We start from the raw sequence: 20,830 nt of genomic DNA on the forward strand, positions 1-20,830 counted from the left end.
ATCCGGGAAAACGGAAAACCTCCTGCGACGCGATGCGCAGCGAGGTGGAGCGGGGACGCAGCGTGCTCATCTCAAGCCATCTGCTCGACGACCTGGCAGACCTCACCGACTCGTTCTACTTCATCGAAGCCGGCACGCTCGTGGAAAAGATCAAGTCGTCCTCGCAGACGCTCAAGCAGGAATACCTCGATACATACGAAGGAGGTGAATGACATGAAACTATTTGAACAGCTGAAGTCCAATGCGTCGCGCATGGCTGTCTACGCCATCCTCGTGGCAACGGCTTTATGCGGAATCGCGGCACCCGTCTATGCGCTCAACGGGGAGAAAGGCGATGTCGAACCCGCGTACATGGCTTCGACGGTTAAGGACCGGTACAAAGCCTTCTCTTCTCTGGAGACACGTTTTACGTAGCAGAGTACGACACGACCTACCGTCAGCTTCGCTACAACAAGGGCTACGACTATCTAGGCGCAGAGGCAATCAGCTATACGTCGGGTTGGTACCGCTCCAACTATGGACACATAACCCAGTTCAAGTGTAACTACCGTGTGTACAACTAAAGCAACCGGCCGGGACGAGGGGTGACGCAAAAGCGTCGCCCCTCGTTTTTAACCATGTCAACTGAACCTAGTTCAGTTTGGTTGATTTCCGATCCCAGCCGAACACATTGAGCGGAAAGGCCGTTCCCGCAGTCAGTCGAACGTCCCCGGGGCCCTTCTCAGGGCCCGGGGACGGCATTTTCCCAGTTGAAGGAACGGTGGAGATGTGTTTCGATGGGTCAGATTCGTGTCGTTCCGAAAAGACCGTGAACCTTTTGTGGGACGCGCGGCGCCGTGGTACCATAGCCAAGTTTGTTGTCTTGGTCGGAAACCAAGACGCCTTATGCGCTGATCGGTAACCAGCGCCTGACCAATAAGGAGTCCTACCATGAAGCAGGGTATCCATCCCCAGTATGTCGAGTGCACGGTGACGTGCTCCTGCGGCAACACCTTCAAGACGCACGCTACCGTGTCTGAGATGAAGGTCGAGCTTTGCAACGAGTGCCACCCGTTCTACACCGGCCAGCAGAAGTTCGTCGACACCGGTGGACGCGTCCAGCGCTTCGCCGACAAGTTCGGTGGCGCCGCTGCCGCCCAGCTCAAGAAGGCCGAGGAGGCCAAGGCTGCCAAGGCTGCCAAGGCTGCTGAGGCCGAGGCCGCTCGCAAGGCCGCCGCTGAGGCTAAGGCTGCCGAGAAGGCTAAGCGTGCTGCTAAGTTTGCCGAGGAGGCTGCCAAGCAGGCCGCCGAGGCTCCCGCAGAGGCTCCCGTCGAGGAGGCCGCTGCCGAGGCCGAGACCACCGAGGCTGCTGAGTAAATAGCTCGCCGCGGAATCACTCGCATTCATGGCATAAGGGCCGTGCATCCGTTTGGGTGCGCGGTCCTTTTCTTTTTATTGGTGCAAACCAACCTGCCCCCATTGCACCAAATGGCAGAGAGGCGGCGTTTGCCCAGATAAAACCTGCCAAAATTAACCTGTCCCATTGTGGCAGGTTGGTCGTAGTTATTACGTGGCGGTCGAGGTCGACCGTATAGGCCGCGCCTTGTTTGGCTAAAGTACAATCATCTGTGTTTAACTCGCCCGCAACTGCACGACGTGGGCGATGGCCAAAAAGGAAAACCACATGGGATTCATGTCAAAGCTGCTGTCCTTTGGATCCGATAAGGACCTTAAGCGCTACTACAAGATCGTCGACCAGATCAACGGTCTTGAGCCCCAGTTTGAGAAGATGACCGAGGAGGAGCTCCGCGGCCAGACCGATAAGTTCCGCGAGCGTTACGCCAACGGCGAGTCGCTCGACGACATGCTCCCCGAGGCCTTTGCCACCGTGCGTGAGGCTTCCAAGCGCACCATGGGTATGCGCCACTTTGACGTGCAGCTCATTGGCGCCATGGCACTGCACGAGGGCCACATCGCCGAGATGAAGACCGGCGAAGGTAAGACCCTCGTCTCCACGTTGGCCGGCTATCTCAACGCTATTGCCGGCAAGGGCGTGCACGTCGTTACTGTCAATGATTACCTTGCCAAGCGTGACTCCGAGTGGATGGGCCGCATCTATAAGTACCTGGGTATGACCGTCGGTCTGCTCCAGAACAACATGCCGCTCGAGCTCAAGCGCCCGGCCTACCAGGCCGACGTCACCTACGGCACCAATTCCGAGTTCGGCTTTGATTACCTGCGCGACAACATGGTTACCCGTCCCGAGCAGCGCGTGCAGCGCGGCCACAACTACGCCATCGTCGACGAGGTTGACTCCATCCTGATCGATGAGGCCCGCACCCCGCTGATCATCTCGGGCGCTGGCACCAAGTCCGCCAGTACCTACAAGGACTTCGCGCGTGCCGTGCGTGGCCTTGAGCGCGGCGAGGACGTGTCGCACGACATGCTCACCGCCACCGAGGACGTTGAACCCACGGGCGACTACGTCATGGACGAGGCCAAGCACACCATTGCCGCCACCGAGCGCGGGCTCAAGAAGATCGAGCGCCGCCTGGGTATCGATGACATCTATGCCGATCTCTCCGGCCAGCTGGTCAACCACCTGCAGCAGGCGCTGAAGGCCCAGTACATGTTCCACCGTGATAAGCAGTACGTGGTCACCAACGGCGAGGTCAAGATCGTCGACGAGTTCACCGGCCGCATCATGGAGGGCCGCCGCTATTCTGAGGGCCTGCACCAGGCCATCGAGGCTAAAGAGGGCGTGCTCGTACGCGAGGAGAACCAGACCCTGGCCACCATTACTCTGCAGAACTACTTCCGTCTGTATGACAAGCTCTCCGGCATGACCGGCACGGCACTTACCGAGGATGCCGAGTTCCGCGAGATCTACAAGCTGCCCGTCGAGGTCATCCCCTCCAACAAGCCCGTGCAGCGCGTGGACCACGAGGACCTGGTGTACCGCACCATTCAGGCCAAGTACAACGCCGTCGCCGACGATGTGGAGCGTCGCCACGCCAAGGGCCAGCCGGTCCTGGTGGGCACCGTCTCCATCGAGAGCTCCGAGAAGCTGTCCGCCGCCCTTACCAAGCGCGGCATCGCACACGAGGTCCTCAACGCCAAGCATCACGAGCGCGAGGCCCACATCGTGGCCCAGGCAGGACGCTACGGCGCCGTGACCATTGCCACCAACATGGCCGGTCGTGGTACCGACATCCTGCTGGGCGGCAATCCCGACGAGCTGGTGCGCGAGCGCCTGGAGTACGAGGGCCTGACCATGGAGGACGTGACGCCCGAGCAGCTCGAGCAGTTTAACGCCGAGGCCAAGGAGACCTGCAAGGCCGAGCGCAAGCGCGTGCTTGCCGCCGGCGGCCTGACCGTTATCGGCACCGAGCGCCACGAGTCCCGTCGTATCGACAACCAGCTGCGCGGCCGCTCCGGCCGTCAGGGCGATCCGGGCGAGACCCAGTTCTACCTGTCGCTCGAGGACGACCTCATGCGCCTGTTCGGCGGCGACAAGATGGACCGCGTCTCCAAGATGATGGTCACGGCCGACATGGGCGACGACATGCCCATCCAGCACAAGATCATCTCCAAGGCCGTCGAGAGCGCCCAGCACAAGGTCGAGAGCATCAACTTCTCCATGCGTAAGAGCGTCCTTGAGTACGACGACGTCATGAACAAGCAGCGTCAGGTCATCTACGCCGAGCGCAATAAGATTCTGGACGGCAAGGATCTGACCGACCACATCACCGAGGTCATGCACGATACCGTGTACCGCTGCGTGCAGGAGTTCTGCACTAAGGACAGTCACGATGGCGAGCGCGACCTGGAGGGCCTGCGCAAGTGGGTTGTGGAGCTCACCGGCCACATCGATACGCCGAAGTTCCCCGACGAGGATTATGAGGCCCTGGCTGCCGATGTCCTGGCTTACGTAGAGAAGTGCTACAACATGAAGGCCGAGCGCTTGGGCGAGGACCTGATGCGCGAGCTCAACACCCAGGTCATGCTGCGCGTCATCGATACCCGCTGGATGAACTACCTGCAGGAGATGGACTACCTCAAGACCGGCATCGGCCTGCGCGGCTTTGGCCAGCGCGACCCGCTGGTTGAGTACAAGACCGAGGCCTACGGCGCATTCCAGATACTCGTCGATACCATGTACGAGGATTATCTGCGTACGGTTCTGCGCATCGAGATCAAGGCTGCCCCGCGTGCCGTGGAGCACAAGGAGGAGCCCTCGCTCGAGGGTGCGCGCTTCTCCGGTCCTGCCGAGGTCGATGGCGACAACGGCAACTCGGTGCTGCGCAAGCAGGCACAGGTGCAGGCTCGTACGGCCGTCCAGGGAGGCCCGGCTGCTGTCAACAACGGCGGCAAGGTGACCACCTATCGCAAGTCCGAGAGCGACGATCCGTACGTCAACGTGGGCCGCAACGACCCGTGCCCCTGCGGTAGCGGCAAGAAGTTTAAGTACTGCCACGGCAGGAATCGTTAATGGCTGAGGCTTTAGAGGTAACGCCCGCCGAGCTGGACGCGTTTGCGGACCGGCTCGGTGAGGTCGAGTCATATCTCCACCTGGACGAGAAGCGTACCCGCGTGTCCGAGCTCGAGGCCAAAAGTGTTGCCCCTGGCTTTTGGGATGACGCCGACGCCGCCCGTGCCACCATGGAGGAGATTGCGCGCACCAAGGAAGATATCGCTGCCGTGGACACCGCGCGCGGCGAGCTTTCCGATGCCCGCGCCGCGCTGGAGCTTGCCGAGGAGATGGGGGATGACCCCGACGCCGCCGCCCTTCGCGAGGAGGCTGCAGCCACGGCTGAGCGCCTGGCCCGTGCCATCGATGAGCTTGAGCTTTCGAGCTGGTTTACCGGTGAGTTCGATCACGGCGATGCCATTGTGACCATCAAGCCCGGACAGGGTGGTCTGGAGGCGCAGGACTGGACCTTCATGCTCTTTAAGATGTACATGAAGTACTGCCAGCGTCGCGGCTGGAAGGTCACCATCAACGACTGTCCCGCGGCCGAGGTCATCGGCATCGACCGCGCGACCTTTACCGTCGAGGGCAAGGACGCATTTGGCATGCTGCGCGCCGAGGCCGGCGTCCACCGCTTGGTTCGCATTAGCCCCACCGACGACAAGAAGCGCCGCCAGACCACGTTTGCCGGCGTCGAGGTCATCCCCGTGCTACCCGATGATATCGACATTGAGATCAGTCCCGATGACATCCGCGTGGACGTGTACCACGCGAGCGGCCCGGGCGGTCAGGGCGTCAACACCACCGACTCCGCCGTGCGCGTGACGCATTTCCCCAGCGGCATTGTGGTTACCTGCCAAAACGAGCGCAGCCAGATTCAGAACAAGGCCGCGTGCATGCAGATCCTCAAGGCTCGCCTGTACGAGATTGAGCTCGAGAAGCGCGCCGAGGCCCTGGATGAGATCCGCGGACCCAAGACCACGATTGGTTTTGGCAACCAGATTCGCAGCTACGTGCTCTACCCGTACCAGATGGTCAAGGACCTACGCACGGGCGTGGAGACCAGCAATGTCGAGGCCGTTCTTGACGATGGCGACCTGGACCCGTTTGTTGTTGGCTACCATCGCTGGGCCACCGGCAACGCCGATGCAGAAGGCTCGGAGGTCTAAAACATCGGGCAGTTTCAAGCCGATGTTAAGCCCAACGGTTGGACGGGTTTGTATCCAGAATAAACCCTGCGCAGGGGTGGTTTTTGTCCGGCGAATCGGTAGAATCGAATACAAGAAGAAGTTCAAAGCGCATCCGTTTGGGTGCGCTTTTTTGAGGGAGGCAGCATGGCATATCGTCTGGACATCAAGCGCATTCTTTCGATGAACTTCTTTCACGACCTGCCCCAGATCATGTTGGGGTGTGCCTTGGCCGCCATCGCGACCGACTTGTTTTTGATTCCCAACGGTCTTGCCGCCGGTGGCGTTACGGGCCTTGCCGCCATTATCCAGGCGGTCGGCGCGGCGCGCGGCCTATCGCTTCCCGTTGGTATTCAGACGATCGTGATGAACGCCTTGCTGTTGTTGGTCGTTATGCGCGAGGGCGGCATGTTCTACGTGGTGCAGACCGCGACGGGCTTTGTGCTGCTGGGCTTCTTTACCGATCTGTTCGCCCCGTTTGTAGCACCTCTGGCGGATGCGGACCTGATGCTCCCTGCCATGTGGGGCGGCATTATTACGGGCATCGGTTACGGCATGGTGTTGCGCGCCGGCGCCAACACCGGCGGCTCGGACACGATTGGCCAAATCATCTCGCGTAACACCTCGCTGCCGGTGGGCTCGACCGTCATGGCGATCGATGTTGCCGTATGCGCGCTATCGGCTCCGGTCTTTTCAATCGAAAACGCACTGTATGCAGGCCTTTCGATGGTCATTAGCGGCTACGTGATCGATGCCGTGGTCGATGGTGGCAACAAACGCCGTATGGTACTCATCATCTCGGACAAGTTCCCTGATATCGCTGCCGATATCATGTATGGCCTGGGTCGTGGTTGTACCAAGTTTAAGGCGACTGGCATGTATTCGGGTGCCGAGAAGCCAGTGGTTATGGTCATCGTGAGCCGTCGAGAGCTCAATACCCTCAAGACGATCGTGCGCGAGCGCGACCCGCGCGCCATCGTGACCGTGGCCGACGTTACGGAAACTTTCGGTGAGGGCTTCAAGGACATTAACGCGTAGGGCCGACTGCGTTCCATCCAAAAGACGTTCACATTGATAAACCGTTTCATCAGCGGTTCTGCCTGCTAAATTGTTCAAATAATGATAAAAACTCTGGTAAAGCCATCAGTTTCCAGCATAATGAATGACGTACGTGCATTGCGGCTGTGTTGGGATTACCTTCGGTGCCGTGCGCATTTTGTCTAATGAGGATGAAAGGAAGGCACAATGAGCGACGAAGAGCTCAAAAAGGTTGCCAACGAGGTAAGGAAGGGCATCGTCACCGGAGTGCACGCTGCCAAGTCCGGCCATCCGGGCGGTTCGCTCGGCGCTGCCGACATCATGACCTATCTGTACTTTGAGGAAATGAACGTCGACCCGGCCGATCCCCGCAAGGCCGACCGCGATCGCTTTGTGCTCTCCAAGGGCCACTGTGCTCCGGGTCTGTACGCCGTGCTCGCCGAGCGCGGGTTCTTCCCCAAGGAGGACCTCGAGACGCTGCGTCATATCGGCAGCCACCTGCAAGGTCATCCCAACATGAACGACACCCCGGGCGTCGATATGTCCACCGGCTCGCTCGGCCAGGGCATCTCCGCCGCCGTGGGCATGGCGGTTGCCGCCAAGCACTGGGGCGATACTTACCGCACGTACGCCCTGCTGGGTGATGGCGAGAGCGAGGAGGGCCAGGTCTGGGAGGCAGCCATGTTTGCCGGCAACCAGCAGCTCGATAACCTCTGCGTGATCGTCGACCACAACGGCCTGCAGATCGACGGCCCCGTCGAGGAGGTCAACGACCCCATGCCGCTCGCCGACAAGTTCCGCGCCTTTAAGTTCCACGTGGTGGAGCTTGCCGACGGCAACGATTTCGATCAGATCCGCGCCGCCTTTGCCGAGGCCCGCGCCACCAAGGGTCAGCCGACCGCCATCATCGCCGAGACCATGAAGGGCAAGGGCGTTTCCTTTATGGAGAACCAGGTTGGTTGGCACGGCAAGGCCCCCAACGATGAACAGTTTGAGCAGGCCATGGCAGAGCTCACGGCCGCCGGAGAGGAGCTCTAGGATGGCAGACGTCAAAAAAATCGCCACGCGCGTAAGCTACGGCGAGGCCCTCGTCGAGCTCGCCAACGAGCACGATGACTTTGTGGTCCTCGACGCCGACCTGGCCGCCGCCACGCAGACCGGCAAGTTCAAGGCCGCCTGCCCCGATCGTTTCTTCGATGTGGGCATTGCCGAGAGCAACCTGATGGGCGTCGCCGCCGGTATCGCGACCACCGGCCGCGTTGCCTTCGCGAGCACCTTTGCCATGTTTGCCGCCGGCCGCGCCTTTGAGCAGGTCCGTAACTCCATCGGCTACCCGCATCTCAACGTTAAGATTGGCGCCACGCACGCCGGTATCTCGGTGGGCGAGGACGGCGCCACACACCAGTGCTGCGAGGATATCGCCCTGATGCGCGTCATCCCTGGCATGACTGTGATCGTTCCTGCCGACGACGTCGAGGCCCGCGCCGTGACGCGCGCCGCCTACGAGTGCGACGGTCCGGTGTACATGCGCTTCGCTCGTTTGGCCTCGCCGGTTATCAACGACCCCGAGACCTACAAGTTCGAGTTGGGTAAGGGCATTGTCATGCGCGAGGGCGCCGATGTGACCATCATTGCCTGCGGCCTGATGGTCGGCGAGGCTCTCGAGGCCGCCGAGCAGCTCGCTGCCGAGGGCATCGACGCCGAGGTCATCAACATGCACACCATCAAGCCCATCGATGCCGACCTGATCGTCAAGAGCGCCACCAAGACCGGTCACGTCGTGACCGTCGAGGAGCACTCTGTGATCGGTGGCCTGGGCAGCGCCGTTGCCGATGTCCTGTGCGAGCAGTGCCCGACGCCGCTTAAGAAGATTGGCGTCAACGACACCTTCGGCGAGTCCGGCCCGGGTGCCGAGCTCCTGCACAAGTACGGCCTGGACGCCGCCAACATCGTGGCGACCACCAAGGAGTTCTTGGCATAAGGCAAGGCGGATCTCATGGACTGCTTCGTCAGAACTATAAAACTGTTTCGCCAGTACTATGGAAACCCGGCAGGGGCGCTCTCTTGGAGAGCGCCCCTGTTTCAGTTGCGGTGAAATAAGGACTGTTTTGCCAGCTTAAAGGCTCAACAGTCCCTATTTCACCGCAACTCATGAAGACGCCCCTCAAGCACGGTCCCATCAGGGAAAAGGGCATATATCGACAAAGCGCAATTCAGACCCTTCCAGCGTTGTATATGCAGCACCCCAAGATAAACGCGGCGACCCCTTACTTATCGCAGGCCGGGCACAGGGTTACTCTCCAAATTTTTCCGCAGGACGGAGGAGCCCCCGCAGCGCGAAGCGCGCAGCGGGGGCTCCGACATGTCCGAGGACGATTTGGAGAGTAACCCTGTGCCCGGCCGACGGGATCCCTAAGCACGCCATGCTTCTTATGTGCAGCAAAGCTAATACTGCTAAAATACAAAGCGCTCATGTAGTTTAAACGCACGACGATAAGGAGCACCAGTGGGTAACCACTTCCGTACCTCCGGTGCGGGCGATGATGCCCCCAAGACGCAGGCAGGCGTCCAGGGCAGTCGTTTCGCCACTCCGGATTCAGAGGGCCAGCCTGTTGCTCAGGCCCCCGCTCAGCCGGCAGATCAGGCACAGCCGGCATCCGATCCCTTTGCCTACAATCCAACCAGCGATGTCGCGCTTTCCGGCACGGCGGGTTTTGAGCCCGTTCAGGTCGTGACCGCTCGCGTGGAGCAGCCTCAGGCTGGTGCCGCCACGCCGCAGCCTACCATGGCCGGCATTCCCGACCCCTTGGCCCCTGCGACGCCGGCTCCTCAGCCTGCGCAGTCCGGTCTCTTTGCCGCTATTCCCGACCCCACGCAGCCTGCTGCCCCGGTGGTCGAGAGCGATCAGGCAGCCGAGGTCGCAAGCCTCGACAACGCGCTCAACAACCCCGATTTTACGTCGGTGTTTGCGCCCATCGATCCGCAGGCCAGCCGCAAGAAGATGGCCAAGCAGGCCGGTGTCGAGCCCGTTATCCTTATGGAGCATGTCACCAAGATCTATCCGGCACAGCCCAATAAGCCTGCACTCGACGACATCAACATCGAGATCTATCCGGGCGAGTTCGTCTTCCTGGTCGGTCACTCCGGTTCGGGTAAGACCACGCTGCTGTCGACGCTCAACCGCGACGTCAAGCCGACGAGCGGCCGCATCCTGGTTGCCGGTCAGGACCTCATGAAGATCAAGAACCGCAAGGTTCCGTTCCTGCGCCGCCAGATTGGCGCCGTGTTCCAGGACTTTAAGCTTCTGCCGCAAAAGACCGCCTACGAAAACGTGGCGTTTGCCCTGCAGTGCATCGGCAAGCCCAAGGGCGTCATTCGCAGCCAGGTGCCCGAGGTGCTGCGTCTGGTCGGCCTGGCCGATCAGATGGACTCGCTGCCCGACCAGCTTTCCGGTGGCGAGCAGCAGCGCGTTGCCGTCGCCCGCGCTATGGTCAACCGTCCGCCGCTGCTGATCTGCGACGAGCCCACGGGTAACCTCGACCCGGCGATCTCGCTGGGCATCATGAAGCTGCTCGAGCGTATTAACCGCACTGGCACCACCGTGATCGTCGCCACGCACGACCGCGAGATGGTCGATAGCATGCACCGTCGCGTGATCGCCCTCGAGGGCGGCCACGTTATCCGCGACCAGGAGAGGGGAGGTTACGGCAACTATGGCACCAACTAACGTGGGCTACTCCTTCAAAGAGGCAATCAGCCACTTCTTCCGTAACTGGACTACCTCGCTCGGCGCCGTCATCACGATCTTTCTTTCGCTGTTTATCATCGGCCTGTTCATCATGGGCTCCGCGATGCTGAACTCCGTGATCGGCACCGTCGAGGATCAGGTTGTCATCAACGCGTTCATTAGTGATGATGCCGATCAGGCCGATGTTCAGGCTTTTGAGGCCGAGCTTAAGACGTGGAATAACGTCAAGTCCGTGACCTATAAGGACAAGGACGACGCGCTGGCCGAGTATACGAGCAAGATGTCGGGCAACGCCGATGCCACCATGAGCGCGCTCGATGGCCAGAACCCGCTGCCGGCTTCCTTCGCTATTGAGATGGACGATCCGTCCAAGGTCGAGAGCACGGCAAAGAAGCTCAAGAAGGATGCCGATTTCCAGAAGATCGCGGATGACGGCGACGTCAACGCGAGCGTGCTGTACGGCCAGGAGGAAGTGAGCCGCCTGTTCCAGGTGACCAACTACATCCGCATCGCCGCCGTGGTGCTCGTTGGTCTTCTGACCTTTATCGCATTCATCTTCATCAACAACACGATTCGCCTGTCCATCACGGCGCGTCGTCGTGAGATTGCGATTATGCGTCTGGTCGGCGCCAGCAACGGCTTCATTCGTGGCCCGTTTATCACCGAGGGCGTGCTGCAGGCCATTTTGGGCTCGCTGCTTTCCATCGGCGTTCTGGAGCTGCTGCGCAATCTGATGATCCCGCGTCTGCAGGAGAGCATCGGCTGGATGTCGTTTGCCCTGCCGATGCAGTACTACCTGGTGACCTATGCTGCGCTGATTCTGGTCGGTGTGATTATCGGTCTCTTTGGTTCTGCCATCGCCATGCGCCGCTACCTGCGCGTGTAGGCATGCTTGGAATTCATCCCTTCCAACGGGTCGTCTCTTATGGGGCGGCCCGTTTTTTGATCCCTAGGGGACGGCAGGAAAGCGAATCATTTGGGTAGACTCTTTGGAGTTCGCAATCGATAGTTAGGAGGCGCCATGGGGCGCAATAACAAGCATAAGCGTGGAGCTCGCAATCGGCGCGGGCCGGTGCGCAGCGAACGCCGTCCGAGCCTGACCGGGCGCGTGCAGCTCCATGAGCATAGCGCCTACGTTGTAACCGAAAACGGCGACTACAAGGTCATGGGCCGCGGTAAGCGCGAGATCATGGATGGCGATACCGTTGCCGTGAGCATTAAGAACAGCCCGCACGGTGAGCGGCGCGCCGTGATCGAAAGCGTGGTTGAGCGTGCAGCCATAAGCGTGGTGGGCACGTACCAGACCGCCGGTCCGCTCGGTGTGATCGAGCCGCTCGATTCGCGTCTGAAGGCCGACTTCTTCATTCTGCCCGAGGATACCTCGGCGGATCGTCTGGGTGTCCACCCGGGTGATGCTGTTGTCGCGCGCATTTTGACCTACCCGACGCGCCTGGAATCGGGTACCGTGACGATCGAACGCCGCATTGGCGGAGATGACGCGCTCGATTTGGGCGTTCAATATGTGATGGCGCGTTACGGCTATACCGATAGCTATCCCGAGGCCGCGCTGGACGAGGCCGAGGGGCTTTCGCTCGATGTGTCCGCGGCGCTTAAGGACCCGCTCCGCCGCGATCTGCGCGACCGCTTTGTCATCACGATCGACCCAGTCGACGCGCGCGACTTTGACGACGCCATTTCGCTGGAGCGCACGCCCGAGGGTGGCTACAAGCTAGGTGTGCATATCGCCGACGTTTCACACTATGTGGCTTGGGACGGGCATATCGATCTTGAGGCTCGCCATCGTACGACATCGGTGTATCTGGCCGATCGCGTGCTTCCCATGCTGCCCAAACGCCTGTCCTGTGACCTGTGCTCGCTTCGCCCTGACGAGGACCGTCTTGCGTTTACCGTCGATATCGAGCTCGATGCGCAGGGTCGCGTGCGGCATTACGATCCGTATCCCAGCGTGATTCGCTCGCGTGTGCGTATGGACTATGACGGCGCCGAGGCGCTGCTGGTACGTGCCGGCGCGGTGGAGTATTCGGTGCTGGAGGGTGCGGCCGAGGATGTTGCGGCTGCCGAGACCTCGCGCGAGGAAGCGCTTGAGCGCGGTCTTGCGTGCGAGGAGGCCGCCCGCGGCTACAACGTCGACCTCGGCGATTTCCTTGTCGCCGCCAACGAACTCGCCGAACTTCGCCGTCGTATTCGTCGCGCCCGCGGCTCAGTCGATTTTGACACGGCCGAGATTCGCGCTCTATTGGATGAGGACGGAGTGCCCGTGCAGATTGTGGCGCGTGAGCGTTCGTGTGCCACGTCGCTTATCGAGGAAGCCATGCTGCTCGCCAACGAGTGCGTTGCAGAGTGGCTGGCAGACCGTGATATCGAGGCCTGCTATCGCGTGCATGAGGATCCGAGCCCCGATAGCCTGCACGGTGCCGCCGTTGCGCTGGCGCAGCTAGGCATCATCGACGATCGCCGTGCTGCCGGTATTGCCCTGGGGAGCCCCGATGAGCTGCAGGCTGCAGTCGATGCTGCCGCCGGTACGGCCAACGCACCGCTCGTCAACATGCTGCTTCTGCGCAGCATGCAGCGCGCGCTGTACAAGCCGCGCAACGAGGGCCACTTTGCGCTCGCCGCGCCGTGCTACTGTCACTTTACGAGTCCCATCCGTCGCTACCCCGATCTGGTGGTGCACCGCGTGCTCAAACTGCAGTTGGCCTATGAGCAGCTCGGCGGCAAGGACGCCTTGGTCCGTACGCCGCGGCTGATCGGCAAGGGGCGCGAGTCGCTGCCGCGCATTCTGCCGCAGATCTGCCGCGCATGTAGCGATGCCGAGCGCGCGGCAGATGCCGCCAGCCATGCGACGCAAAAGATCAAGATTGCCCAGTACTATGAGGACCGCCTGGGTGAGCGCTATGCCGGAACCGTCTCGTGGGTTAGCAGCATGGGCCTCTTTGTGCGCTTGGACCTAACACAGGTCGAGGGCCTGGTTTCAATTAAGAGCCTGGGCAACGAGTGGTTCGAGTTCGACGAGGACGCGCTAACGCTCACAGGTGCCGACACGGGCACCCGTTACGAGCTGGGGCAGCGCGTGATTATCGAGGTCTCGCGCGTCAATACCACGCGTGGGCACTTGGACTTTAAGCTTATCCATTAGCTAAATCCCGACTCGTGGCGAGAGAGCGGAGGGCGGCCTTTCGGGACCGCCCTTCGCATTTGAATCGTGGCTACCTTGCCGTCTGCTCGGCCGCCCGCTTACCTGCTATTTGAGAGGTAAAACCTACCAAAATAAACCTGTCCCTTTTTGGCAGGTTTACAAGAAAGCGGGGATGAGATGGCGACGGTGTACGGTTATGCGCGGGTGAGTTCGCGCGATCAGAATCTTAATCGGCAGCTGGATGCGCTGGGCACCTATGGCGTGGGCTCGGCGAATATTTATGCCGACCATGCGAGCGGCAAGGACTTCGATCGACCGCGTTATCGCGAGCTGCTGCACGTCCTGGGAGACGGGGACGTGCTGGTGGTGCTTTCTATCGACCGACTTGGCCGTAATTACTCCGAGATTCTTGAGGAATGGCGACGCATTACCAAGGTGCTCGGGGTTGCCATTGTGGTGTTGGATATGCCATTGCTTGACACGCGCGCCAGGGCCAGCGGCGCGCCGGATGTGACTAACACCCTGATTGCTGATATTGTGCTGCAGCTGCTGAGCTACGTGGCGCAGGTGGAGCGCGAGAATATCCATCGGCGCCAGGCGGAGGGAATTGCAGCGGCGCGGGCGCGAGGGGTCCGTTTCGGTCGACCTCGCAAGCCATGCCCTCCTCAGTTTGAGCTGGTGCGCGATAGCTATGAGGCGGGCGATATTACCCGCAGCCAGGCAGCAAAGTGCCTGGGCGTGTGCGTGGGGACGTTCGATCGCTGGATGCGCGAGGCGGGGTAGGGTTTTGCGTCGCTTTGTCGCTTCCTGTTGCGATTCAAATTTTGATACGGTGACGATGCCATTTGGGGCTACACTCGCTGTGGGGCTACACTCGCTGATATTCAAAAAAGGAGGTTGACCCTTGGCGCGCGTAAAACAAATAATCGGATGGACCGCGATCGTTCTGTTCGCTGCAACGCTGGCGGGCATCTGGGTGCTGACGGAGCAAAATGCGGTGGAGACGTCGTTGCTGAGCGAGTCCACCGCGCGTGTGGTGGAGGGTCAGGCTACGGGCGTTCAGGCTGTCGATGCCACGGGTGAAGCTCAGGCGGAGAACGGAATGACCGGGGGCACCGATTCAGCTGCCTCGAATGTCCGGTCTGGCCGACTTGCTTCCATTCGCATGTGGGTGGGCACGAACGTCCGTCGCGTTGCCCATACCGTAGAGTTTTTCTTCGTCGGATTGTTCGCCTCGGTGGTCGTGGTTTGCTTTTCCAGGCGTCCGTGGAGCGTATGCTCCCGTTGCGTGCCCGTAATGCTCTTTTGCGCCGCCTGCTCCGTTGGCGATCAGGTACATAAGATCTTTGTTCCCGGCAGGCATTTCGACGTTATCGATTTAGGATTCGATGCTGCGGGCTATGTCATCGCCATGCTGTTGGTATTGCTGACGGCGGCGTTGGTGCGCCATGCGACTCGGCCGATCGGCGCCCATGCGAGGCGCTAGCCGGTAACAAACCCGTTTCTGATAATGCGACCTTGTTGAATTATTTTGTGTCGCGCGTATTTCCGAGCGGTCGGATTTGAGGGGCGAGCGGTAGAACGCTCGCCCTTTGTGCGCCACGATGCGGCACAATGTACCGCAAAAGCTGTTTGTATCCGGTACGAATCGTTCGTTGGTCTTTAATTCTTCTCAACGGAGGTGTTTGAGATGGCAAACGGATTGCTTTTGCGGCTTCGCGAGCGTGAGCTCAGCGCGAGCCCGGCGGAACGCAATGTCATCGCATATGTAAGCGCTCATCCGCACGAGGTGGTCGGGCTGTCCGTCCGCGGTCTTGCCGATGTCACGTTCTCCTCGCCCTCGAGCATTTTGCGCTTTTGCAAGCGTTTGGGTTTTGCGGGCTACAAGGAGTTCCAACGCGAACTGATTGCCGAGCTGGCGCTCTTAGGTGACAAGAAAGACGTTGCCCTCGAGGACATCTCCATGGATGACAGCGTCGAACGTATCGTGGGGAAGGTGATGAAAAGCAACGTGCGCACGATCGAGGCGACGGCGCGAACGCTCGATTACACCGTCTTGGAGCGATGCGCGGCCCGTCTTAAGCGGGCACGCGCGGTCAATCTGTTCGGTATTGGTGCTTCTCGTTTGGTCGCGCACGACCTGGCGCAAAAGCTCATGCGTGTCGACAAAGAGTGCCATCTGTACGACGACTGGCATGATCAGCTCTTATGTGCCAAGAACATGCATGAGGGCGATATGGCAATCGCCTTTAGTTACTCGGGCTTGACGCAAGAGGTGCTGGACTGCACCGCCGAGGCTCAACGCCACAACTGTCCCGTAGTGGCCGTTACCAAAGTAGATGGATCATCCAAGCTTGCCACCATGGCCGATGCCGTGCTCGGCGTCGCTGCGAGTGAACCCTTGGTCCGCAGCGGTGCCATGGCTTCGCGTATGGCCCAGCTTATGGTTGTCGATGCCCTGTACGCTGCTTACGTTGCCAGCGACTACGAACGGGCGACGCATGTCATTAAGCAAAACTACATCGAGAAACAGGAAAGATGAGGTGAATGAAATGCTCGATTTAACAAAATTCACGACCGAACAGCGTAATCAAAGGTCAATGGACCTCGATACGATGACATCGCTGCAAATCGTCACGACGATGAACGATGAGGATCTTCGTGCCGTCCAGTCGGTCACGAAAGTGTTGCCCCAGGTTGCCACAGCAATCGACTGGGCTGCTGAGACACTCGAGCGCGGCGGGCGCGTCTTTTACATGGGCGCAGGCACCAGCGGTCGTCTGGGCGTACTCGACGCTTCGGAGTGTCCGCCCACGTTTGGCGTGTCACCCGATCTGATTGTCGGGCTCATTGCCGGAGGCGAGACGGCGTTTATCAAGGCTGTCGAAGGTGCCGAAGACAGCGATGAGCTTGGCGCGAACGACCTGCGAGAGCGTGGACTCTCGGACAAGGATCTTGTCGTTGGCCTGGCGGCAAGCGGTCGTACTCCTTATGTGGTGGGCGGCCTTGTGTACGCCAAGGCAACTGGGTGCAAGACCATTGCAATTGCCTGCAACCAAGGGTCGAAGATCGGGGAGAGCGCAGATCTTGCCATTGAGCCCGTGCCCGGTCCCGAGGTGCTGACCGGCTCAACGAGACTCAAGGCGGGAACGGTTCAAAAGCTCATTCTCAACATGATTTCGACCGGTGCCATGGTCAAGATTGGCAAGGTGTACCAAAACCTGATGGTCGATGTGCAGCAGACGAACGAGAAGTTGGTGGTGCGCGGCCAGAACATCGTGATGGAAGCGACCGACTGCACGCGCGAGCGCGCTGCTCAGGCGCTTGCGGATGCCGGCGGCCACGTAAAAACCGCTATTGTCTCGGTGCTGTTGGACTGCGATGCCGAGCAGGCTGCGGTAGCTCTTGAACGGGCGCACGGCCATGTCCGTACTGCGGTGAGTGGCCATGAGAAGAGCAATGCCGACGCCCAATAGGTGCGCGGCGTGAGCTGATATGACATCCAGACGAGATACCCAATACAAGGAGGAGTTATGACGAACAAAGAGCTGGCCCAAAAGCTGTTGGACCTTTTGGGCGGTAAAGACAACGTGCTCGCAAACGCGGCGTGCATGACGCGCCTGCGCGTGACCGTCAAAGACACGGGCAACGTCGACACGGAGGGTATTAAGGCACTCGACGGCGTGATGGGCCTGGTCGAGGACGATACGATGCAGATCGTGCTGGGTCCGGGCAAGGTGAATAAGGTGCTCGAGGAGTTCTCCAAGCTCACCGGCCTTGCGAAAGGCGTTGCCGACGAGAGCGTGGTTGACGCTGCGGCCACAAACAAGGCCGCGCAGAAGGCCAAGTACGAGTCCAAGCCGGTTCAGGCCTTCCTCAAGAAGATTTCCAATGTCTTCGTCGCCCTGCTTCCCGGCATCATTGCGGCTGGCCTCATCAACGGTATCTGCAACGTCATTAACGTCTCGACGGCAGGCGCGCTTGCAGGCGAGTGGTGGTACCAGGGCATTCGTTCCATGGGCTGGGCCCTGTTCGCCTATCTGCCCATCTTGGTGGGTTATAACGCGGCACGTGAGTTTGGTGGCTCCGCTGCGCTGGGCGGCATCGCCGGCATGATGTGCATCGCCAACAGTGCCATGCCCCTGCTTGCGCCTGGCGCGGCTGATCCTGCCACTGCCATTCTGCTGCCGCTCACCAATACGCAGTACAACCCCGCAGCGGGCGGCATGATCGCGGCTCTCATCGCTGGCGCATTTTTTGCCTGGATGGAGCGTCAGATTCGCAAGGTTATGCCCAACGCACTCGACACGTTCTTGTCCCCGCTGCTGGTGCTCATCATCGGCGCCTTTGCTCTGATGCTCGTCATCCAGCCGGTTGGTGCATGGCTGACGACTGCCATCTTTAGCGTTTTGACCTTTATCTTCGAGAAGCTGGGCGTCCTGGGCGGCTATATCCTGTCGGCAGGCTTCTTGCCGCTGGTTTCCGTCGGCCTGCATCAGGCGCTCACGCCGATCCACGCTATGCTCAACGATCCCGACGGCGCTACCAAGGGTATCAATTACCTGCTTCCCATCCTTATGATGGCTGGCGGCGGCCAGGTCGGTGCCGGTTTGGCGCTGTACTTTAAGACCAAGAACGCCAAGCTCAAGAAGTACGTCGCAGAGTCCATTCCCGTTGGAATCCTGGGTGTGGGCGAGCCTCTGATGTATGCTGTTACGCTGCCGCTCGTTCGTCCGTTTGTGACGGCCTGCCTGGGTGCCGGATTTGGCGGCGCGCTCGCGGCGCTGCTTCACATCGGCACGGTTTCTCAGGGCGTTTCCGGTCTGTTTGGCCTGCTGATCGTCGTTCCTGGCCAGCAACTCGGCTACGTTGCCGCTATGCTGCTTGCCTATGCCGCCGGCTTTGTCCTGACGTGGTTCTTTGGCGTCGACGAGCAGAAGATCAACGAGTTCTTTGGCGAGTAGTTTGATATCGCGAGCCGTGTTGCTCGGGGTTCGCGGCGCGCAGCAGATTTCTTGATGTTATGGTTGTGCCGGCGGGGCTAGCTGCTCCGCCGGCCTTTTTAAAGGAGCGTTGAAGCGTGAAAACGGGTATTTCGATTTATCTTTCCAGCCCTCTGCAGGATATTGAGCGGACGATTGAGCGCGGTGCCGCGGCGGGTGCGCGCTATGCGTTCACCTCGCTGCATATTCCCGAGGATGGGGGAGCGGCGTATGCAGATAAAGTCCGTCATGTTCTGTCGCTGCTTTCCGCCCGCGGCATTGCGCTCATTGCCGATGTGGGGCCTCGCACGTGCGATTTGCTCGGGCTTGAGCGCATCGAGGATCTGCGCGATTTGGGGTTGGAATACCTTCGTTTGGACTATGGTTTTAGCGCCCAGCGGGTCGCGGAGCTGTCCGGTGTATTTCGCATTGTGGTCAATGCATCGACGGTGAGTTCTGATGAAATCGCATCGTGGCGTGAAGCCGGCGCCGATGTGACTCGTTTTGCCGCCTGCCACAATTTTTACCCCAAGCCTTATACCGGTTTAGCTCTTGAAGATGTTGCTCGGACGAATCTTCGTCTTGCGGCGCTTGGATTCGAAATCATGGCTTTTGTGCCGGGTGATGCTAACGTTCGCGGGCCGGTATTCGAGGGACTGCCGACGGTCGAGGCGCAGCGCGGTCGCGCGTCAAAGGTTGCTCTCAATATGCTTGAGCTTGCACATGGCGCCGATTGCGACATTGTGTTGGTCGGCGACCCCGATTTTTCCGATGCGGGCTGGGCGCAGTTTGCTCAAGTTTCCGCCGGATACGTGGACCTGCAATGCGAGCTTGAGCCCGGTTATGCCTATGTGCGCGGGCAGATTCATCACGACCGGCCCGACTCGAGTGTCCTCATCTTTAGGTCTCAGGAGTCACGTACGAAGCTTAAGCCGGATTCCGTGCCGACGGATGCCGGAGCCGGCCTGCCGCGAAAGGCGGGGTCGATCGCAGTGAGCAATAGCGGATATGGGCGCTACGAAGGCGAGCTTGAGATTGCGCGGGTCGATCTTCCCGGTGACGAGCGCATGAACGTTGCGGGCCATATCACGCCCGAGGCAATGGAGCTGCTGCCGTTCATCAAACGCGGATTCGGGGTACGGTTCGGTTAGCGTGTGACCCGTGGGCTACAATTGGCCCATCATACGAAGGCGCCTCGTGTGGCGTGTGCCTGCGTTGGCCGATCTATATTCGGAGGATTCCCATGACTGTACTGTTTGTTGAATATCCCAAGTGCTCGACCTGTAAGAAGGCCAAGGCATGGCTGGACGAACATGGGGTAGAGTATATCGATCGCGATATCGTTTTGGACAATCCCACGGCTGATGAACTTGCGACCTGGATTGCTCGTTCGGGGCTGCCGGTGCGGCGCTTCTTTAATTCGTCGGGCATGAAATATCGAGAGCTGGGCCTGAAGGCGCGTCTGGATGCGGGCATGACGGATCGGGAGTGCTACGAGCTGCTGGCGACCGACGGCATGCTGGTCAAGCGTCCGCTGCTGGTGGGCGACGACTTTGTGATTCCAGGCTTTAGGGAATCGGCTTGGTCCGAGGCGTTGCTGTAGCGGCTGCGGAAAGTGCGACCCGGAATTCGCTTCCAGAATGGGATGCACTTTCCCAAAGTGGCCGGTTGCGGAAAGCACGTCCCATTCTGAGCTTCGATTGCGGGACACGGTTTCCGGTTGAGGGCTCGACGGGAAAGTAGGGACCAGTTTGAGCTTGAAATCTGGGACGCACTTTCCGCCGGCGGGCCTGCCCCAGTCAGTCCGCCAGCTGTGCCCATTCGTGCGGATCGTAGACCTTTACGTGTTTGTTGGGCTTGCCGCTCCAGTACTCCTCGTCCATAAAGGGCAGATATGCCTGAACGCCGGGGCAGATAAAGGGAATCCGCTGCTGTTGCAGTCGCTCGCGCTGGCGCTGCTCCAGGTGCGCCTCGGATATGACGGTCGGCATACCGGACAACTCGACGAGGCTTGCCTGGATTCGCTTAAGGTCGGGGAGTCCCGCGTGCCATGACATCCGCATGATCAAAAAGGATGCACGGCGGTATTTTGCCTGCACCACAGTAATGGCGGGGCGCAGTGTGGGATGGATTTTGTCCCGTTCGGGCCAAAGGTCGGCCGTGATCTCAAGGCCCAGGGTCTCCCATAGGTAATCAAGCTCTTCGTCCATGGTGCCTCGATATCTACGCGATCATTGATACTTCGATTGTGTTGCCTGGTGCTATCGT

General features: G+C 60.1%; 18 protein-coding genes and 1 pseudogene. 18 read left to right on the forward strand and 1 reads right to left on the reverse strand.

The annotated features are described in order from the left end of the window. From AAA021_RS02245 to AAA021_RS02330, 18 genes and pseudogenes are all read left to right on the forward strand, one after another. Positions 1–212: pseudogene (locus AAA021_RS02245) on the forward strand (hypothetical protein); the annotation flags it as partial. 1 nt (position 213) lies between these two features. Continuing rightward, entirely contained in the window at positions 214–414 is a 201-nt protein-coding gene (locus AAA021_RS02250; RefSeq protein WP_349087773.1) for a hypothetical protein, read from the forward strand. Positions 415–930: 516 nt separating this feature from the next. Then, the gene (gene rpmE, locus AAA021_RS02255; protein WP_006235303.1) at positions 931–1,356 is read left to right on the forward strand and encodes a 50S ribosomal protein L31; all 426 of its coding nucleotides are present in this window, start codon (positions 931–933) and stop codon (positions 1,354–1,356) included. 307 nt (positions 1,357–1,663) lie between these two features. After that, a complete protein-coding gene (gene secA / locus AAA021_RS02260; RefSeq protein WP_349087774.1) occupies positions 1,664–4,471 on the forward strand; it encodes a preprotein translocase subunit SecA in 2,808 nt (935 codons plus the stop codon). After that, a complete protein-coding gene (gene prfB, locus AAA021_RS02265) occupies positions 4,471–5,619 on the forward strand; it encodes a peptide chain release factor 2 (RefSeq protein ID WP_349087775.1) in 1,149 nt (382 codons plus the stop codon). The genes secA and prfB overlap by 1 nt, the downstream gene beginning before the upstream one ends. A gap of 165 nt (positions 5,620–5,784) precedes the next feature. Next, entirely contained in the window at positions 5,785–6,675 is an 891-nt protein-coding gene (locus AAA021_RS02270; protein ID WP_349087776.1) for a YitT family protein, read from the forward strand. Between the two features lie 207 nt (positions 6,676–6,882). Beyond that, on the forward strand, positions 6,883–7,713 hold the full coding sequence (locus AAA021_RS02275; protein ID WP_006235308.1) for a transketolase: 831 nt from the start codon (positions 6,883–6,885) through the stop codon (positions 7,711–7,713). A 1-nt stretch (position 7,714) separates the two neighbouring features. Beyond that, positions 7,715–8,656: a transketolase family protein gene (locus tag AAA021_RS02280; RefSeq protein WP_006235309.1), complete on the forward strand. Its 942-nt coding sequence runs from the start codon at positions 7,715–7,717 to the stop codon at positions 8,654–8,656. A gap of 525 nt (positions 8,657–9,181) precedes the next feature. Further along, positions 9,182–10,402 (forward strand): cell division ATP-binding protein FtsE, encoded by a 1,221-nt coding sequence (gene ftsE / locus AAA021_RS02285; protein WP_349087777.1) that lies wholly within the window; start codon positions 9,182–9,184, stop codon positions 10,400–10,402. Continuing rightward, entirely contained in the window at positions 10,389–11,309 is a 921-nt protein-coding gene (gene ftsX / locus AAA021_RS02290) for a permease-like cell division protein FtsX (protein ID WP_117769462.1), read from the forward strand. Before ftsE ends, ftsX begins: the two co-directional genes overlap by 14 nt. Before the next feature lie 135 nt (positions 11,310–11,444). After that, entirely contained in the window at positions 11,445–13,580 is a 2,136-nt protein-coding gene (locus tag AAA021_RS02295) for an RNB domain-containing ribonuclease (protein ID WP_349087779.1), read from the forward strand. Positions 13,581–13,757: 177 nt separating this feature from the next. After that, positions 13,758–14,363 carry a recombinase family protein gene (locus AAA021_RS02300; protein WP_349087780.1) on the forward strand — a complete coding sequence of 202 codons (606 nt, stop codon included), beginning with the start codon at positions 13,758–13,760 and terminating at the stop codon, positions 14,361–14,363. A gap of 121 nt (positions 14,364–14,484) precedes the next feature. Beyond that, the gene (locus tag AAA021_RS02305; RefSeq protein WP_349087782.1) at positions 14,485–15,066 is read left to right on the forward strand and encodes a VanZ family protein; all 582 of its coding nucleotides are present in this window, start codon (positions 14,485–14,487) and stop codon (positions 15,064–15,066) included. A gap of 204 nt (positions 15,067–15,270) precedes the next feature. Continuing rightward, positions 15,271–16,122 carry a MurR/RpiR family transcriptional regulator gene (locus AAA021_RS02310; protein WP_055310345.1) on the forward strand — a complete coding sequence of 284 codons (852 nt, stop codon included), beginning with the start codon at positions 15,271–15,273 and terminating at the stop codon, positions 16,120–16,122. A gap of 10 nt (positions 16,123–16,132) precedes the next feature. Continuing rightward, complete coding sequence (gene murQ / locus AAA021_RS02315) at positions 16,133–17,056, forward strand: N-acetylmuramic acid 6-phosphate etherase (RefSeq protein ID WP_349087784.1); 924 nt, start codon at positions 16,133–16,135, stop codon at positions 17,054–17,056. A gap of 57 nt (positions 17,057–17,113) precedes the next feature. After that, positions 17,114–18,544, forward strand: coding sequence for a PTS transporter subunit EIIC (locus tag AAA021_RS02320; protein WP_349087786.1), 1,431 nt, complete (start codon positions 17,114–17,116; stop codon positions 18,542–18,544). Positions 18,545–18,660: 116 nt separating this feature from the next. Then, positions 18,661–19,713 (forward strand): MupG family TIM beta-alpha barrel fold protein, encoded by a 1,053-nt coding sequence (locus AAA021_RS02325; protein WP_349087788.1) that lies wholly within the window; start codon positions 18,661–18,663, stop codon positions 19,711–19,713. 92 nt (positions 19,714–19,805) lie between these two features. Next, positions 19,806–20,165, forward strand: coding sequence for an arsenate reductase family protein (locus tag AAA021_RS02330; RefSeq protein ID WP_349087789.1), 360 nt, complete (start codon positions 19,806–19,808; stop codon positions 20,163–20,165). 196 nt (positions 20,166–20,361) lie between these two features. On the opposite strand, the gene AAA021_RS02335 is transcribed toward AAA021_RS02330, so the two are convergent. After that, a complete protein-coding gene (locus AAA021_RS02335) occupies positions 20,362–20,772 on the reverse strand; it encodes a hypothetical protein (RefSeq protein ID WP_006235322.1) in 411 nt (136 codons plus the stop codon). Positions 20,773–20,830: the final 58 nt, after the last annotated feature.

Source organism: Collinsella sp. CLA-JM-H32, assembly GCF_040098165.1.
Taxonomy (GTDB): Bacteria; Actinomycetota; Coriobacteriia; order Coriobacteriales; family Coriobacteriaceae; genus Collinsella.

Excerpts from the sequence above, each read along its gene's own strand:
- AAA021_RS02300 (WP_349087780.1), top strand. The coding sequence starts at position 13,758 with ATGGCGACGGTGTACGGTTATGCGCGGGTGAGTTCGCGCGATCAGAAT.
- AAA021_RS02295 (WP_349087779.1), top strand. The coding sequence starts at position 11,445 with ATGGGGCGCAATAACAAGCATAAGCGTGGAGCTCGCAATCGGCGCGGG.
- rpmE (WP_006235303.1), top strand. The coding sequence starts at position 931 with ATGAAGCAGGGTATCCATCCCCAGTATGTCGAGTGCACGGTGACGTGC.
- AAA021_RS02250 (WP_349087773.1), top strand. The coding sequence starts at position 214 with ATGAAACTATTTGAACAGCTGAAGTCCAATGCGTCGCGCATGGCTGTC.
- AAA021_RS02335 (WP_006235322.1), bottom strand. The coding sequence starts at position 20,772 with ATGGACGAAGAGCTTGATTACCTATGGGAGACCCTGGGCCTTGAGATC.
- AAA021_RS02320 (WP_349087786.1), top strand. The coding sequence starts at position 17,114 with ATGACGAACAAAGAGCTGGCCCAAAAGCTGTTGGACCTTTTGGGCGGT.
- AAA021_RS02275 (WP_006235308.1), top strand. The coding sequence starts at position 6,883 with ATGAGCGACGAAGAGCTCAAAAAGGTTGCCAACGAGGTAAGGAAGGGC.
- AAA021_RS02280 (WP_006235309.1), top strand. The coding sequence starts at position 7,715 with ATGGCAGACGTCAAAAAAATCGCCACGCGCGTAAGCTACGGCGAGGCC.
- secA (WP_349087774.1), top strand. The coding sequence starts at position 1,664 with ATGGGATTCATGTCAAAGCTGCTGTCCTTTGGATCCGATAAGGACCTT.
- ftsX (WP_117769462.1), top strand. The coding sequence starts at position 10,389 with ATGGCACCAACTAACGTGGGCTACTCCTTCAAAGAGGCAATCAGCCAC.
- AAA021_RS02330 (WP_349087789.1), top strand. The coding sequence starts at position 19,806 with ATGACTGTACTGTTTGTTGAATATCCCAAGTGCTCGACCTGTAAGAAG.
- AAA021_RS02270 (WP_349087776.1), top strand. The coding sequence starts at position 5,785 with ATGGCATATCGTCTGGACATCAAGCGCATTCTTTCGATGAACTTCTTT.
- murQ (WP_349087784.1), top strand. The coding sequence starts at position 16,133 with ATGCTCGATTTAACAAAATTCACGACCGAACAGCGTAATCAAAGGTCA.
- prfB (WP_349087775.1), top strand. The coding sequence starts at position 4,471 with ATGGCTGAGGCTTTAGAGGTAACGCCCGCCGAGCTGGACGCGTTTGCG.
- AAA021_RS02310 (WP_055310345.1), top strand. The coding sequence starts at position 15,271 with ATGGCAAACGGATTGCTTTTGCGGCTTCGCGAGCGTGAGCTCAGCGCG.